Here is a 16,542-nt window from a genome sequence, read left to right on the forward strand (position 1 = left end):
CCGGTTTTTTTATACCTCATAATCCAGCAGAGTATCGTCTTGTTCGAGCGGGATGATTTGTACTTTGTTGACCCTGTGATTCACCACCTCCAGCGTTTTGAGCAAATAATTCCCCACTTCAACGCTCTCGCCTTTGGCTGGAATATGCTGCAAATGCTCCATCAGCAACCCGGCAATGGTGTGGTATTCCCGTTTCTCATCCAGGGGAAGGGCGATGTACTGCACCAGGTCGTCCAGCGGCATGTGGCCGTTAGCCGTCCAGCTGCCGTCCTGATTTTTCTGGATATCGTGGCGGGCATCTATCTCTTCCACTTCGTTCGGCAGATTACCGGCGATGGTTTCCATCACGTCGCTCAGGGTGACAATGCCTTCCACCGAGCCAAACTCATCGACGACAAAAGCAAAATGGGTGCGCGCGTTACGGAACTGTTCTAACGCCTGCAGCAGCGGTAATGCCTCCGGGAAAACCAGCGGCTGACGAATCAACGGCGTAATATTCAGCGCTTCGCCGTGCAGCGATTGCTGCAATAAATCGATAACGTGCACCACGCCGAGGATGTCATCGTCATTGTCCGTGACCACGATACGCGTGTGCTGGTTTTTATTCAGAAGTTCGCGAACCTCGGCTTCCGGGGCGGTAATGTCCAGATGCTCGACGTCGTGGCGGGAGGTCATGATACTGCTGACGCTGCGCTGGTTCAGGTGCAGCACGCGCTCGATCATCCGCGTTTCCTGCGGGTTAAAAACATCGCTGTTAATGCCGCTGTCGGCAATAAGTGAGGCGGTCTGGGCATCCAGTTCCGCGTCTTCTTTCTTGCCGTTCAACAGCCGCAGCACGGCTTCGGCGGTGCGCTCCCGCAGCGACTGATTTGCGGAAAGAAAACGTCGGCGGTTAAATATCGCCAGCTGATTGAGTGATTCAATCATCACCGAGAATCCGATGGCAGCATAGAGATAGCCTTTCGGGATTTGATAGCCAAAGCCGTCGGCCACCAGGCTAAAGCCAATCATCAGCAGGAAACTCAGGCACAAAATCACGATGGTCGGGTGGCTGTTCACAAACCGAGTCAGCGACTTGCTGGCCAGCACCATCAGCCCGATGGCGATGATAACCGCGACCATCATGACCGCCAGATGGTCGACCATGCCAACGGCGGTGACCACCGAATCAAGGGAAAACACGGCGTCAAGAATGACGATTTGCGCCACAACGGGCCAGAATTTGGCCCCCCGTTTTTGCGTGTGATGCTCGCTGTCTTTGCCCTCCAGCCGCTCATTCAGCTCCATCGTGGCCTTGAACAGCAGGAACATACCGCCCAACAGCATGATCAGATCCCTGGCGCTAAAGCTAAGGTCGTGAAGGGTGAATAGCGGTCGGGTAAGCGTCACCAGCCACGAAATGGAGGCCAGCAGCAGCAGGCGCATAACCATCGCCAGCAGTAAGCCCGTGACGCGGGCACGATCGCGCAGTTTAGGAGGCAGCTTTTCGGCGAGGATGGCAATAAAAACGAGGTTATCAATGCCCAGAACCAGTTCTAAAACGACCAGGGTAACTAACCCGGCCCAGACTGAGGGGTCGGCAATCCATTCCATACGGGGTTTATAGCCTTTAACTTACGGGCAAATGCCACACGGAAATGATGGATAATTGTCGGACAAAAAGCAATGTTTGTCTGAGAATAATCCGTAATGACTTATAGAATTTTCAGCATTAAATGAATGCCCGGCAAATTATTGCGGATAATATTTAAAGAAGCATTTGAGTTATATATTTTATATATGAATACGCCGCTATGAGATAGTTCTGCATATTTTCCCAGGCATTGTCTTATTATTTTTATTGTCAATATAAAGAAAATCCTAAAATGTTATTATTGCGTGGTTCATATTATTCTTAAAAGTCCGCCTCCAGCCTTTTGTCTCCTTGCCTGCTGAGTTTTAAGCTGCAACAATCTTTGGCGATGATTAGCAATGAATGTGTGATTACTCGTTTAGTAATAGTTTGTCCCAGCATTGTCATAAGACCTGATTCATTTTTTTCAATATTTTTCGGATATTAGAGAATCTCAGGTTATTAGGATTATTTACCTTTTTCAGTGGGTTGGTGACTGTGAGCCAGGGGCGGTAGCGTGCCCGGATGCGGCCAGATAACAGCAAGTGATGGCGTCATCAGAATGTCGGGGAATAAGCTTATTTTAGGAATAATGCCAGTTTTCTCATTCTCTGAATATATTCAATTCTGCACTTCGTTCTCACGGTTAATTGCTTGCCTGTTTTATTCGCTCAGGATAATTACTCTGCCATAGTGATAAATATTCAATGATAAAATACAAACTGAAGTTGATGCCATTATTGGTGTCAGTCACCCTGATGAGCGGCTGCACGATATTTCCCGGCAGCAATATGTCTACGTCGGGAAAAGACGTCATCAAACAACAGGATGCCGATTTCGACCTTGACCGAATGGTCAACGTTTATCCTTTAACGCCGCGACTGGTAGAGCAACTGAGGCCTCGTCCAGTGGTTGCCCAGCCGAATGCCGGGCTGGATAAAGATATCGCCAATTACCAGTACCGCGTCGGGCCGGGGGATGTATTAAACGTCACGGTCTGGGATCATCCGGAACTCACCACGCCTGCGGGGCAATATCGCAGTTCAAGCGACACCGGTAACTGGGTACAGCCCGATGGCACCATGTTCTATCCGTATGTGGGCAAAATCAGCGTGACCGACAAAACGCTGGCAGAAATTCGCAGCGATATTACCAGCCGTCTTGCGCAGTACATTGCCCAGCCGCAGGTGGACGTTAATATCGCTGCCTTCCGCTCGCAAAAAGCCTATATCTCCGGGCAGGTAAATAAATCCGGCCAGCAGCCCATCACTAACGTACCGCTGACTATCCTCGACGCGATCAATGCCGCAGGCGGTTTAACCGAAGTAGCCGACTGGCGTAACGTCGTTCTGACCCATAACGGGCAGGAAAAACGCATTTCTCTACAGGCGCTGATGCAAAACGGCGACCTCAGCCAAAACCATTTGCTCTACCCCGGCGACATTCTGTTTGTGCCGCGTAATGACGATCTGAAAGTGTTTGTGATGGGGGAAGTGAAGAAGCAAACCACCCTCAAAATGGACTTCAGCGGCATGACGCTTACCGAGGCGCTCGGCCAGGCCGAAGGTATCGATCTCACCTCGTCCAACGCCAGCGGCATCTTCGTGATCCGTCCGCTCAAAGGCCAGACGCAGCAAAACGGCAAGATTGCCAACATTTATCAGCTCGATATGTCCGATGCGACTTCGCTGGTGATGGGCACCGAGTTCCAGCTCCAGCCGTATGACGTGGTGTACGTCACTACCGCCCCAGTTTCTCGCTGGAATCGCCTGATCAACCAGCTTCTGCCAACCATCAGCGGCGTGCGTTACATGACCGATACCGCCAAAGATATTCACACCTGGTAACGCGCTATGTTCAACAAAATACTTGTGGTTTGCGTGGGGAACATCTGCCGTTCCCCCACGGCTGAACGGCTGCTCAAACGTTACCATCCGGAGCTTAGCGTCAGCTCAGCCGGGCTGGGAGCGCTGGTCGGCAAGGGCGCTGACGCCGGTGCTGTTGAGGTTGCCGGGCGGCACAACCTTTCGCTTGAGGGGCATTTAGCCCGCCAGGTTTCGGGGCGTCTATGCCGGGAGCACGATCTGATTCTGGCGATGGAAAAACGCCACATCACCACGCTGTGCGAAATGGCACCCGAAATGCGCGGCAAAGTGATGCTGTTTGGCCACTGGGATGCCGGCAGAGAAATTCCTGACCCCTATCGTAAAAGCCGTGACGCCTTCGAAGCGGTCTACAGCATGCTCGACCTTTCTGCCCAAAAGTGGGCTAACGCACTCAACGCTCATCAGGGATAACAATGACAGAGAAAGTACGCCGTTCGAGCGCCCCGACCGAGGGCAATGACGAAATTGATATTGGCCGTTTGTTTGGCACCGTGCTGGAGGCTCGCTGGTGGGTGATCGGCATTACGGGGCTGTTTGCCGTGCTGGCCGCGGTTTATGCCCTGTTTGCCACGCCGGTCTACAAGGCCGATGCGCTGGTGCAAATCGAACAAAATGCCGGTAACACGCTGGTGAACGACATCAGCTCCGCGCTCAGCAATAAGCCACCGGCGTCTGCCGCAGAAATTCAGCTGATCCAGTCCCGCATGGTGCTTGGGAAAACCGTTGATGACCTGAATCTGGACATCTCGGTGACTAAGAACACCTTCTGGCTGTTCGGCGCCGGCTGGGACCGCCTGCAGGGGCACCAGAACGACACGGTGAATGTCACCACGTTTACGCTGCCGGCAGCGATGAACAAAGACACCTTTACCCTGGAAGTGCTGAACGATAAACAGTATCAGCTGACCAGCGACAATGGCTTTAGCGCCAAAGGGGAAGTGGGCAAGCTGCTGAGTAAATCGGGCGTCACGATGCAGGTGGAGGGCATCCAGGCGCAGCCTGGTGACAATTTCACGGTGGTGAAATATTCCACGCTGGGGATGATCAACCAGCTGCTGGGCAACCTGACGGTGACTGAAAACGGCAAAGATACCGGCGTGCTTAGTTTGTCCTACACCGGGGAGGATAGAGATCAGATCCGCACCATTCTCGACAGCATCACCCGCAACTATCTGGCGCAGAACGTGCAGCGCAAATCGGAAGAGGCGGCCAAAAGCCTGAAGTTCTTGGCCGAGCAGTTGCCTGAAGTGCGTCGCAATCTGGATGCCGCAGAGAACAAACTGAATGCCTATCGTCAGCGCCAGGATTCGGTGGATCTTTCTCTGGAGGCCAAATCGCTGCTGGATTCCGTGGTCAACATCGACGCTCAGCTGAATCAGCTGACCTTCAAAGAAGCTGAAATCTCCAAGCTGTACACCAAAGCCCACCCGTCCTACCGCACGTTGCTGGAGCAGCGCCGAACGCTGGAAGATCAGAAAGCTCGCCTGACTAACAGCATCGCCGCGATGCCCAAAACCCAGCAGGAAATTGTGCGCCTGACCCGCGATGTGGAGTCCGGGCAGCAGGTTTATATGCAGCTGTTGAACAAGCAGCAAGAGCTGAAAATCACCGAAGCCAGTACGGTGGGTGATGTGCGCATCGTCGACCCGGCGATTACGCAGCCTGGCATGGTTAAACCTCAGCGCGTGCTGGTGGTGCTGGGCAGCATCATTCTGGGCCTGATTGTGTCTGTGATCGGGGTGCTGCTGCGCTCGCTGTTTAACGGCGGCATTGAAAGCCCGACCGTGCTGGAAGAGGCGGGGCTCAGCGTGTATGCGAGCATTCCGCTCTCCGAATGGCAGAAAACCCGCGACCAGGCCAACCTGCGCAACGTCAAAGGCACTAAGCGCTTCAAACAGAGCCAGTTGCTGGCGGTGGGTAACCCGACCGACCTGGCCATTGAAGCCATTCGCAGCCTGCGCACCAGCCTGCATTTCGCCATGATGCAGGCCCCCAACAACGTCCTGATGCTCACCGGCGTTAGCCCGTCTATCGGTAAAACCTTTGTGTGCGCCAACCTCGCGGCGGTGATCAGCCAGACCAACAAGCGCGTGCTGCTGATGGACTGCGACATGCGCAAAGGCTATACCCACGAACTGCTGGGGACCACCAACGTTAACGGGCTGTCCGATGTGCTGTCAGGGCAGGGGGATATTACCCGCTGTGCGCAGAAAACCTCCGTGCCGAACTTTGACCTTATCCCACGTGGGCAGGTCCCGGCTAACCCGTCCGAACTGTTGATGAACGAGCGCTTCTCTCAGTTGGTGAAGTGGGCCAGTGAAAATTATGACCTGGTGCTGATAGATACGCCGCCGATTCTGGCCGTCACCGATGCGGCGATTGTGGGGCGCCATGCGGGCACCACGCTGATGGTGGCTCGCTACGCGGTGAACACGCTGAAAGAAGTGGAAACCAGCCTGAGCCGCTTTGAGCAGAACGGCATTGCCGTGCGCGGCGTGATCCTTAACTCGATTTTCCGCCGGGCCACGGGCTACCAGGATTACGGGTATTACGAATACGAATATAAGTCGGATGCTAAATAAGGTGATAGCCATGAACAGCAGCGCAACTCGCCCGCTTATCTCTATATATATGCCGACGTGGAACCGCCAGCAGTTGGCCATTCGCGCCATCAACTCGGTGCTGCGGCAGGATTATGACCACTGGGAAATGATCATCGTCGATGACTGCTCCGCCAGCTTCCAGCAGCTGGAGCAGTTTGTTGCAGACCTCGGCGATCCTCGGGTGCGTTACATTCACAACGACATGAACAGCGGTGCCTGCGCGGTACGTAACCAGGCCATTGGGCTGGCGCAAGGGCGTTTTATCACCGGCATTGATGATGATGACGAATGGACGCCGAACCGGCTGTCGGTGTTTCTGTCCCACCAGAATCAGTTGGTCACCCACGCGTTTTTATATGCCAACGACTATTTGTGTGAAGGGCAGGTCTACTCGCAGCCGACCAGCCTGCCGCTGTACCCGAAGTCGCCGTATTCCCTGAAGCTGTTCTACAAGCGCAATATCATCGGCAATCAGGTCTTTACCTACGCCGAACGCTTTAAAAGCAGCCTGTTTGATACCGAGCTGAAGGCGGCGCAGGATTACGACATCTTCCTGCGCATGGTGGTGGCGTTCGGCCAGCCGTGGAAGGTGGAAGAGGCGACCCAAATTCTGCACGTTAATCACGGCGAAATGCAGATAACCAAATCCCCCAAGAAATTTGCCGGTTATTTCCACTTTTACCGCAAGCACAAAGCCAAGTTCGACCGGGCCAGCAAGAAATATCAGCTGTATACGCTCTACCAAATCCGCAATAAGCGCATGTCGTGGCGCACCCTGTTAGCTCTGCTGACGGTGCGCAACGGCAAGCGCCTGGCCGATAGTCTGCGGGGGAGGTAAGCGTGCTGGAGGATATTCGTGCCAATAGCTGGAGCCTGCGCCCGTGCTGCATGGTGCTGGCCTATCGCGTAGCCCACTTTTGCTCGGTGTGGCGCAAGAAAAACGTCATCAACAACCTCTGGGCTGCGCCCGTGCTGCTGGCCTACCGATTCATTACCGAATGCCTGTTTGGCTATGAAATTCAGGCGGGAGCCACCATTGGCCGCCGGTTCACTATTCATCACGGCTATGCGGTGGTTATCAATAAGTTCGTCGTCGCCGGGGATGATTTCACCATCCGCCACGGCGTCACCATTGGTAACCGGGGGGACAGTCTCGCCTGCCCGGTGATTGGCAACGGCGTTGAGCTGGGCGCCAACGTGATCATTGTGGGCGATATCACCCTCGGCAATAACGTGACGGTAGGCGCGGGCAGCGTGGTGCTGGACAGCGTGCCGGACAATGCGCTGGTGGTCGGTGAAAAAGCTCGGGTGAAGGTGATCCAATGAACATCATGCAATTTAATGTCCGCCTGGCCGAAGGCGGTGCGGCGGGTGTGGCGCTCGATCTGCACCAGCGTGCACGCCTGGCCGGGCTGTCCTCACGTTTTATCTACGGCTATGGCAAAGGCGGCAAGAAAAGCGCCAGCCACGACATTTATCCCGACGTTGAGAAACACACGCCTCGCCTGGTGTCGGTTGCCAATATCGCGCTGTTCCGTTTTCTGAACCGCGATCCATTCGGCAATCTGAATAAGCTTTACCGTCGGGTCATCCGCAGCCCACAGCCGGTTGTGCTGCACTTCCATGTGGTGCATAGCTATTGGCTGAACCTGGACGAAATGGTGTCGTTTTGCCAGCGGGTGAAGGCGCACAAGCCGGATGTTACCTTCGTCTGGACGCTGCACGATCACTGGAGCATTACCGGGCGCTGCGCCTTTCTGGACGGCTGCGAAGGCTGGAAAACCGGCTGTGTTAAATGCCCGACGCTGAACAACTATCCGCCGGTCAAAGTGGATAAGGCGCACCAGCAGGTGGCGGGCAAGCGCCAGCTGTTCCGCGAGATGCTGGCGCTGGGCTGCAAGTTTATTTCCCCCAGCCAGCACGTCGCAGAGGCTTTTAATCAGCTTTATGGTGCCGGGCGCTGCAGCATCATTAATAACGGTATTGACGTTGCCACCGAGGCGATTCTGGCGGAGCTGCCTGAAAGCGGCGTCGCGACGGTGAAACCCCGCGTGGCTATTGTGGCCCACGACCTGCGCTATGACGGCAAAACCAACCAGAAACTGGTACAGGCAATGATGGCGCTGGGCGACAAAATTGAGCTGCATACCTTTGGCAAATTCTCGCCGTTTGAAGGCGCTAACGTGGTGAACCACGGCTATATGACCGACAAGCGCGCGCTGATGAGCGAGCTGAACACGATGGACAGCCTGGTGTTCAGTTCCCGCGTGGATAACTATCCGCTGATCCTGTGCGAGGCGCTGTCTATCGGCGTGCCGGTGGTGGCGACGAGCAGCGAGGCCGCGGATGAAGTTCTGCGTAAAGTGGGGGGCAAAACCTTCACCCCGGAACACGTTCTGGCGCTGGTGCAGCTTAAAAAAACGCAGCTGGCAGAGCAGGTTTTCGCGACTGATTTAGCGACCTTCCGTGCAGCCAGCCGCACGGCCTATAGCGGCAAGCAGATGCTGGAGGAATATGTCTCGTTCTATCAGGGTCTGTAGCTATCTGCTGCTGCCGTTCATCTATCTGGTGGTGAACATTAAGCTCGCCTCGCTGGGGGAGAGTTTCCCGATAACCATCGTGACCTTCCTGCCGGCGATTTTGTTTCTGTATATCGAGCGCATTAACCTTAAAAAATTGATGATTGCGTTGGGTGTGGGGGCGGGACTGACGGCATTTAACTACATTTTTGGCCAGTCGCTCGACCCGGCCAAGTATGTCACCTCGATGATGCTGTTTGTCTATATTGTGCTGATATTGGGCATGACATGGAGCTGCCGATTCAAAACTATTTCTCAGCGCAATCACCGCAAGATATTACGGTTTTTCTATGCCGTGGTGGGCATTATTGTGGCGCTGGCGGCGGCGGAAATGGCTCAGATTATTCTGACCGGCGGCAGTAGCCTGATTGAGAAAATTTCAAAGTTTCTCATCTACAGCAACAGTTACGTGCTCAACTTTATTAGCTTTGGTGGGCGGCGCACTACGGCGCTCTATTTCGAGCCCGCTTTCTTCGCCCTGGCATTAATCTCAATTTGGCTCAGCATCAAACAGTTTGGTATCAAAACGCCGAAAACTGATGTTATGATTCTTTTAGGGATAATCCTGTCAGGATCTTTCTCCGGGGTAATGACGTTTATTTTGTTTTATCTGCTGGAGTGGGCGTTTCAATATCTTAATAAAAGCGCCATTAAAAAGAAGTTGCCATTAGCAATTATTTCACTGGCTGTTTTTTTAATCGGTTTGGTATTCGCTTTCCCTTATATCGCAACCCGTGTTGGTGATTTGGGAACCGAAGGGTCGTCATCGTATTACCGTATTATTGGTCCATTGGCGATGGTTGGTTACTCTCTGGCAAATGTTGATGGCGTAGTACGGTTTGGTTCTCTCTATGAATATGTCGCATCATTCGGAATATTTAACGGTGCGGATGTAGGGAAAACCGTGGACAATGGACTGTATCTGCTGATTATTTATTTCTCATGGTTTGCAGTATTAATGACCGCTGGCTATATGTGGCGAGTCATGAAAATGATGCGCAATGCCTTTGGCAATAATGAGAATTATCGTGTTCAGCTTTGGTTGTTTATGCCTGTATCTTTGTTCTTTACCGGTTCTATTTTTAGCCCGGAATATGCATTTTTAATTGTTTGCCCATTTATTTTGCGTAAAGCAATTAAGCATTCGCTGCCAGGAGGTGCGCAATAATGTTATTAAGTGTTATTACAGTGGCATGGCGTAACCATGCCGGGGTCGTGAAGACCTGGCAATCGCTGGCGCACCTGGCACAGGCCAAAGGCATCGAGTTCGAATGGATTGTGGTGGACGGCAACTCTCCAGACGGCACGGCTGAGTTTCTTGCTGGCCTGCAGGGCCAGTACAACCTGCGCTTTGTCAGTGAGAAAGACAGCGGCATTTACGACGCGATGAACAAAGGCATCGCCATGGCGCAGGGGCGCTATGCGCTCTTTCTGAACTCCGGCGATGCTTTCCACCCTGAGATTGCCGAGGTGATTTATCAGCTGGCAGCCTTAGGCGAGCGCGATGACGCGATGGTGATTGGTGACGCGCTGCTGGACTTTGGTGACGGCAATAAAATTCGCCGCAGCGCCAAGCGGGGCTGGTATATCTACCACAGCTTGCCGGCCAGCCATCAGGCTATCTTTTTCCCGCTCTCTGGACTGCGTAAATATCCCTACGATCTGCAATATAAAGTCTCATCCGATTACGCGCTGGCGGCAAAAATGTATAAAAACGGCTATGCCTTTAAGCGTATCAAAGGGCTGGTGTCTGAATTTTCAATGGGCGGCGTGTCTACCTCTAACAATATTGAATTGTGCCGTGATGCGAGACATGTTCAGCGAGAAATATTACGTGTGCCGGGCTTTGTTGCCGAACTCTCTTTCCGACTCAGGTTAAAAACAACCGGCAAAGCAAAAGCGCTTTATAACAAAGCTTAAAGCTCACAGGAAATATTATGCAGGATTTAAGCGGCTTCAGTGTACCGAGGGGATTTCGCGGCGCGAGCGGCATTAAAGTGCAGTTGTGGTGGGCGGTTCAGGCCACTTTATTTGCCTGGTCTCCGCAAGTTTTATATCCGTGGCGTGCCTTTTTATTACGTGTTTTTGGGGCGAAGGTAGGCAAGAAGGTTGTTATTCGCCCCTCGGTGAAAATTACCTACCCATGGAAGTTAACGCTCGGAGATTATGCCTGGGTTGGCGATGATGCCGTGCTCTATACCCTCGGTGAAATTAGCATCGGCGCAAATTCCGTGGTGTCGCAAAAATGTTATTTGTGCACCGGCAGTCACGATTATATGAGTCAGCATTTCGATATTACCCAGTCACCGATTGTTATCGGCGAAAAATGCTGGCTGGCAACGGATGTATTTGTTTCCCCGGGCATCACGATAGGCGATGGCTGTGTCGTGGGAGCCCGGAGCAGCGTTTATAAATCATTACCGGCGAATGCCGTTTGCCGGGGAAACCCGGCAGTAAAAATACGCGACCGCGCGTAATGCTTTCACCCTTGCTCTGCTTGTGACTGTTCATCTCCCTCTGCGGAGAGACAGGGAGTGAGGGGTAAGGGCCAATAAAAATGTTCACAGAGGATAAATTATCATGACTAAAGTAGCTCTCATTACGGGTGTCACCGGACAAGACGGCTCTTACCTGGCGGAATTCCTGCTGGAAAAAGGCTATGAAGTCCACGGTATCAAGCGCCGCGCCTCTTCTTTCAATACCGAACGCGTGGACCACATTTATCAGGATCCGCACGCGGGTAACCCAAAATTCCATCTGCACTATGGCGACCTGACCGATACCTCCAACCTGACCCGTATTTTGTCCGAAGTGCAGCCGGATGAAGTCTACAACCTGGGCGCGATGAGCCATGTCGCGGTTTCTTTTGAGTCACCGGAATACACCGCGGACGTGGATGCGATGGGCACCCTGCGCCTGCTGGAAGCCATTCGCTTCCTCGGCCTCGAAAAGAAAACGCGCTTCTACCAGGCATCCACTTCAGAGCTGTACGGCCTGGTGCAGGAGATCCCACAGAAAGAAACCACGCCTTTCTACCCACGTTCCCCCTACGCAGTTGCCAAGCTTTACGCCTACTGGATCACCGTCAACTACCGTGAATCCTACGGCATGTATGCCTGTAACGGCATTCTGTTCAACCACGAATCTCCGCGTCGCGGCGAAACCTTCGTCACTCGCAAAATTACCCGCGCGATTGCCAACATCGCTCAGGGCCTGGAGAAGTGCCTGTACCTCGGCAACATGGATTCCCTGCGCGACTGGGGCCACGCCAAAGACTACGTGAAAATGCAGTGGATGATGCTGCAGCAGGAAAAACCGGAAGACTTCGTGATCGCCACCGGCGTGCAGTACTCCGTGCGTCAGTTCGTAGAAATGGCGGCGGCTCAGATCGGCATCAAACTGCGCTTTGAAGGTCAGGGCGTGGAAGAGAAAGGCATTGTGGTTTCCGTCACGGGTCACGACGCACCGGGCGTGAAACCAGGCGACGTTATCGTCTCCGTTGATCCGCGTTACTTCCGTCCTGCGGAAGTGGAAACCCTGCTGGGCGACCCAACCAAAGCGCACGAAACGCTTGGCTGGAAGCCGGAAATTACCCTGCAGGAGATGGTTGGTGAAATGGTAGCCAAAGACCTTGAAGCGGCGAAGAAACACTCTCTGCTGAAGTCCCATGGTTATGAGGTCGCCATCGCGCTGGAGTCCTGAGCATGAATAAAAAACGTATCTTTGTTGCCGGTCACCGTGGGATGGTCGGCTCGGCCATCGTCCGCCAGCTCGGGCAGCGCGATGACGTTGAACTGGTGCTGCGCGGGCGCGATGAGCTGAATCTGCTGGACGCAGGGGACGTTAATGCCTTCTTCGCCAGCGAGAAAATCGACCAGGTTTACCTGGCGGCGGCAAAAGTGGGCGGTATCGTCGCCAATAACACGTTCCCGGCAGAGTTTATCTACGAGAACATGATGATCGAAAGCAACATTATTCATGCCGCGCACACGCACGGCGTGAACAAACTGTTGTTCCTCGGCTCATCCTGTATTTACCCGAAGATGGCGAAGCAGCCGATGGCCGAAAGTGAGCTGCTGCAGGGCACGCTTGAAGCCACGAACGAGCCGTATGCGATTGCCAAGATTGCCGGGATCAAGCTGTGCGAGTCCTACAACCGCCAGTACGGGCGGGATTACCGCTCGGTGATGCCGACCAATCTGTACGGGCCGAACGACAACTTCCACCCGAGCAACTCTCACGTTATTCCGGCCCTGCTGCGCCGCTTCCATGAGGCCACCCAGGAGAATGCCCCGGACGTGGTGGTATGGGGCAGCGGCACGCCGATGCGTGAGTTCTTACACGTCGACGACATGGCGGCAGCCAGCATTCACGTGATGGAGCTGGATCGGGAAGTGTGGCAGGAGAATACCGACCCGATGCTGTCGCATATTAACGTCGGCACCGGCGTGGACTGCACTATCCGTGAGCTGGCGCAGACGCTGGCCAAAGTGACCGGCTACCGGGGGCGCGTGGTGTTTGACGCCACCAAACCTGACGGCACGCCGCGCAAGCTGCTGGATGTATCCCGCCTGCATCGCCTCGGCTGGTATCACGAGATTTCCCTGGAGGCGGGCCTCGCCAGCACTTACCAGTGGTTCCTCGAAAATCAGCAGCGGTTCCGGGGGTAAGCATGTTTTTGAGCGCGGAAGATTTTGCCACCGTAGTGAGCGCCACGCCGCTGATCTCCATCGACCTTATCGTCGAAAACCAGGCGGGCGAATTCCTGCTGGGTTTGCGGACCAATCGCCCTGCGAAGGGCTTTTGGTTTGTGCCGGGGGGCAGGGTGCTGAAGAACGAAACGCTGGCGAATGCTTTTATTCGTCTCACCGAGGCTGAGCTGGGCAAATCGTTCACTCTGCTGGACGCGGAGTTTTACGGCGTCTGGCAGCATTTCTACGGCGATAACTTCTCCGGGAAGGATTTCTCGACCCATTACGTGGTGCTGGGTTTCCGCCTGCGGGTGGACGACAAACAGCTGAATCTGCCTGCTGAGCAGCACAAAGCGTACTGCTGGCTGACGCCGGAAGCGCTGCTCAAGCGGGAAGACGTGCACGACAACAGCCGTGCTTACTTCATCACCCAGGGGAAAGGGAAGGTACCGGGCTTATGAAAATTCTGGTCTACGGCATTAACTATTCCCCGGAGCTGACCGGCATCGGCAAGTACACCGGTGAAATGGTGGAGTGGATGACCAGCCGGGGCCATGAGGTGCGGGTGATCACCGCGCCGCCTTATTATCCGGTCTGGCGCGTGCACCCGGACTACTCGGCGTGGAAATACAAAAAAGAGCCGGGGAAAGCGACCGTCTGGCGCTGCCCGCTGTATGTGCCGAAGCAGCCTTCGACGCTGAAACGCCTGATTCACCTGGGCAGCTTCGCGCTGAGTTCATTTTTCCCGCTTCTGGCGCAACGCAGCTGGAAGCCAGACCGGGTCATTGGCGTGGTGCCGACGCTGTTTTGCGTGCCGGGGATGCGCCTGCTGGCAAAACTGAGCGGGGCGCGCACGCTGCTGCACATTCAGGACTACGAGGTGGACGCGATGCTCGGCCTCGGTATGGCCGGAAAGACACCGGGAAAAATTGCTCGCCTGGCCCAGCGCTTTGAAAAAAGCGGGCTGCACAACGTTGATAACGTCTCCACCATTTCTCGCTCGATGATGAACAAGGCTACCGAGAAAGGCGTCGACCCACAGCGGGTGATTTTTTTCCCTAACTGGTCGGAAGTGGCGCGTTTCCGTGACGTTGATCCGGCGCAAACCCAGGCCGTGCGCCAGGCGCTCAACCTGCCGGAAGATAAAAAAATCATTCTTTACTCCGGCAACATCGGCGAAAAACAGGGGCTGGAAACGGTGATTGAAGTGGCGGGCCGCTTCTCTGAGAGCCCGTATCTGTTCGTGATTGTGGGCCAGGGCGGCGGTAAAGAGAGGCTCGAAAAACTGGTGCACGTTCACGGGCTGAGTAACGTGGTGTTCCACCCGCTTCAGTCTTACGACGCGCTGCCCGCGCTGCTCTGCCTGGCCGATTGTCATCTGGTTATCCAGCGCCGGGGAGCGGCGGACGCCGTCCTGCCGTCAAAACTTACCAATATCCTGGCCGTCGGCGGTAATGCGGTGATTACCGCCGAGCCTGAAACAGAGCTGGGCCAGCTTTGCGAAGCGTATCCGGGCATTGCGGTTTGCGTGATGCCTGAATCCGCCGATGCGCTGGCGGCGGGCATTGAACGCTGTCTGCAGCTGCCACAACACAACACGACGGCACGTGAATATGCCGAACGCACGCTCGAAAAAGAGAACGTGTTAAGCCAATTTATTGCTGACATTCGGGGATAAATGATGAGTCAGTCACAACTCTATCCGGTGATCATGGCGGGCGGAAACGGGAGCCGTCTCTGGCCGCTGTCCCGCGTGCTGTACCCCAAGCAGTTCCTCTGCCTGAAAGGGGATCTGACCATGCTGCAAACCACCATTAATCGCCTGAACGGGGTAGAGTGCGAAAGCCCGGTGGTGATTTGCAATGAGGAACACCGCTTTATTGTCGCCGAGCAGCTGCGCCAGCTAAGTAAACTGACCGAAAATATCGTGCTGGAACCGGCCGGGCGCAACACCGCGCCAGCCATTGCGCTGGCCGCCCTGGCCGCGCTGCGTAACCAGCCGCAGCAGGACCCGCTGATGCTGATCCTCGCCGCCGATCACGTCATCCAGAATGAAGAAGCCTTCCGCGAGGCGGTGCGGTGCGCGATGCCTTATGCGGAAGCAGGCAAGCTGGTGACCTTCGGGATCGTCCCCGACCTGCCGGAAACGGGCTACGGCTATATTCGCCGTGGCGCAGTGGCGACGCCGGAAAACGGCGCCGATGCCCTGGCGTTTAGCGTCGCGCAGTTTGTCGAAAAACCCGATCTCTCCACCGCCCAGGCCTATGTCGCCTGCGGCGAATACTACTGGAACAGCGGCATGTTCCTGTTCCGCGCGGGCCGCTATCTGGAAGAGCTGGCGAAGTTTCGCCCCGACATTCTGGCCGCCTGCGAAAAAGCCATGGCGGGCGTTGACCCGGATCTGGATTTCGTTCGCGTGGATGAGCAGGCGTTCCTGGCCTGCCCGGATGAGTCTATCGACTATGCGGTAATGGAAAAAACCGCCGATGCGGTGGTGGTGCCGATGGACGCCGGCTGGAGCGATGTGGGCTCGTGGTCCTCGCTGTGGGAAATCAGCGCCAAGAGTCCGGAAGGGAACGTACATCACGGCGATGTCATCAGTCACGAAACCGAAAACAGCTACATATATGCCGAATCCGGCCTGGTCACTACCGTGGGGGTGAAAGACCTGGTCGTGGTGCAAACCAAAGATGCGGTGCTGATTGCAGACCGTGACCACGTACAGAACGTGAAGAAAGTGGTGGAGCGCATCAAAGGTGATGGCCGCCACGAGCACCATAACCACCGGGAAGTTTACCGCCCGTGGGGGAAATACGACTCCATCGACGCCGGGGAGCGTTACCAGGTGAAGCGCATCACCGTTAAGCCTGGCGAAGGGCTCTCGCTGCAAATGCACCACCACCGCGCCGAACACTGGATTGTGGTGGCGGGCACCGCCAAAGTCACGCTGGGGGATGAGATTAAGCTGCTGGGTGAAAACGAGTCTATCTACATTCCGCTCGGCATGACCCACTGCCTGGAAAACCCCGGCAAAATTCCCCTCGACCTGATTGAGGTCCGCTCCGGTACCTATCTGGAAGAAGACGACATCGTCCGCTTCCAGGATCGCTACGGACGTATTTAATCCCTGACTAAAAAACAAGCTCCACGGGCCAAAGACCCGTGGGTTGG

The 16,542-nt window shown here is 54.9% G+C and carries 15 protein-coding genes; 14 read left to right on the forward strand and 1 reads right to left on the reverse strand.

All coding sequences use genetic code 11. The features are described from left to right. Positions 1-9: 9 nt before the first annotated feature. On the reverse strand, positions 10-1,593 hold the full coding sequence (locus ACREYP_RS07640; protein ID WP_336817966.1) for a TerC family protein: 1,584 nt from the start codon (positions 1,591-1,593) through the stop codon (positions 10-12). A 726-nt stretch (positions 1,594-2,319) separates the two neighbouring features. Here ACREYP_RS07640 and ACREYP_RS07645 point away from each other — a divergent pair. The 14 genes from ACREYP_RS07645 to cpsB all read left to right on the forward strand — a co-directional run bounded on the left by ACREYP_RS07645 (position 2,320) and on the right by cpsB (position 16,495). Further along, the gene (locus ACREYP_RS07645; protein WP_008455095.1) at positions 2,320-3,459 is read left to right on the forward strand and encodes a polysaccharide export protein; all 1,140 of its coding nucleotides are present in this window, start codon (positions 2,320-2,322) and stop codon (positions 3,457-3,459) included. Between the two features lie 6 nt (positions 3,460-3,465). After that, a complete protein-coding gene (gene wzb, locus ACREYP_RS07650) occupies positions 3,466-3,909 on the forward strand; it encodes a low molecular weight protein-tyrosine-phosphatase Wzb (protein WP_008455093.1) in 444 nt (147 codons plus the stop codon). A 2-nt stretch (positions 3,910-3,911) separates the two neighbouring features. Beyond that, the gene (gene wzc / locus ACREYP_RS07655) at positions 3,912-6,080 is read left to right on the forward strand and encodes a tyrosine-protein kinase Wzc (protein WP_008455091.1); all 2,169 of its coding nucleotides are present in this window, start codon (positions 3,912-3,914) and stop codon (positions 6,078-6,080) included. Between the two features lie 10 nt (positions 6,081-6,090). Continuing rightward, the gene (gene wcaA, locus ACREYP_RS07660; protein WP_008455089.1) at positions 6,091-6,939 is read left to right on the forward strand and encodes a colanic acid biosynthesis glycosyltransferase WcaA; all 849 of its coding nucleotides are present in this window, start codon (positions 6,091-6,093) and stop codon (positions 6,937-6,939) included. Between the two features lie 2 nt (positions 6,940-6,941). Beyond that, positions 6,942-7,427: a colanic acid biosynthesis acetyltransferase WcaB gene (gene wcaB / locus ACREYP_RS07665; protein WP_336817968.1), complete on the forward strand. Its 486-nt coding sequence runs from the start codon at positions 6,942-6,944 to the stop codon at positions 7,425-7,427. Further along, positions 7,424-8,641: a glycosyltransferase gene (locus tag ACREYP_RS07670; protein WP_008455085.1), complete on the forward strand. Its 1,218-nt coding sequence runs from the start codon at positions 7,424-7,426 to the stop codon at positions 8,639-8,641. The genes wcaB and ACREYP_RS07670 overlap by 4 nt, the downstream gene beginning before the upstream one ends. After that, positions 8,616-9,848 carry a colanic acid polymerase WcaD gene (wcaD, locus tag ACREYP_RS07675; protein ID WP_008455083.1) on the forward strand — a complete coding sequence of 411 codons (1,233 nt, stop codon included), beginning with the start codon at positions 8,616-8,618 and terminating at the stop codon, positions 9,846-9,848. Before ACREYP_RS07670 ends, wcaD begins: the two co-directional genes overlap by 26 nt. Further along, positions 9,848-10,600 carry a colanic acid biosynthesis glycosyltransferase WcaE gene (gene wcaE / locus ACREYP_RS07680; RefSeq protein WP_008455081.1) on the forward strand — a complete coding sequence of 251 codons (753 nt, stop codon included), beginning with the start codon at positions 9,848-9,850 and terminating at the stop codon, positions 10,598-10,600. Before wcaD ends, wcaE begins: the two co-directional genes overlap by 1 nt. 17 nt (positions 10,601-10,617) lie before the next feature. Beyond that, a complete protein-coding gene (gene wcaF / locus ACREYP_RS07685; protein ID WP_336817971.1) occupies positions 10,618-11,157 on the forward strand; it encodes a colanic acid biosynthesis acetyltransferase WcaF in 540 nt (179 codons plus the stop codon). A 103-nt stretch (positions 11,158-11,260) separates the two neighbouring features. Continuing rightward, positions 11,261-12,382: a GDP-mannose 4,6-dehydratase gene (gmd, locus tag ACREYP_RS07690; RefSeq protein WP_336817972.1), complete on the forward strand. Its 1,122-nt coding sequence runs from the start codon at positions 11,261-11,263 to the stop codon at positions 12,380-12,382. A 2-nt stretch (positions 12,383-12,384) separates the two neighbouring features. Beyond that, positions 12,385-13,350, forward strand: a complete 966-nt coding sequence (gene fcl / locus ACREYP_RS07695) for a GDP-L-fucose synthase (protein WP_166991250.1) — start codon at positions 12,385-12,387, stop codon at positions 13,348-13,350. Positions 13,351-13,352: 2 nt separating this feature from the next. Continuing rightward, positions 13,353-13,832 carry a GDP-mannose mannosyl hydrolase gene (locus ACREYP_RS07700; protein WP_008455075.1) on the forward strand — a complete coding sequence of 160 codons (480 nt, stop codon included), beginning with the start codon at positions 13,353-13,355 and terminating at the stop codon, positions 13,830-13,832. After that, positions 13,829-15,049, forward strand: coding sequence for a colanic acid biosynthesis fucosyltransferase WcaI (gene wcaI, locus ACREYP_RS07705; RefSeq protein WP_336817973.1), 1,221 nt, complete (start codon positions 13,829-13,831; stop codon positions 15,047-15,049). The genes ACREYP_RS07700 and wcaI overlap by 4 nt, the downstream gene beginning before the upstream one ends. Positions 15,050-15,052: 3 nt before the next feature. Continuing rightward, positions 15,053-16,495: a mannose-1-phosphate guanyltransferase gene (gene cpsB / locus ACREYP_RS07710; protein ID WP_336817974.1), complete on the forward strand. Its 1,443-nt coding sequence runs from the start codon at positions 15,053-15,055 to the stop codon at positions 16,493-16,495. Positions 16,496-16,542: the final 47 nt, after the last annotated feature.

The organism is Enterobacter sp. TMH.L2 (genome assembly GCF_050847315.1).
GTDB lineage: Bacteria > Pseudomonadota > Gammaproteobacteria > Enterobacterales > Enterobacteriaceae > Cedecea.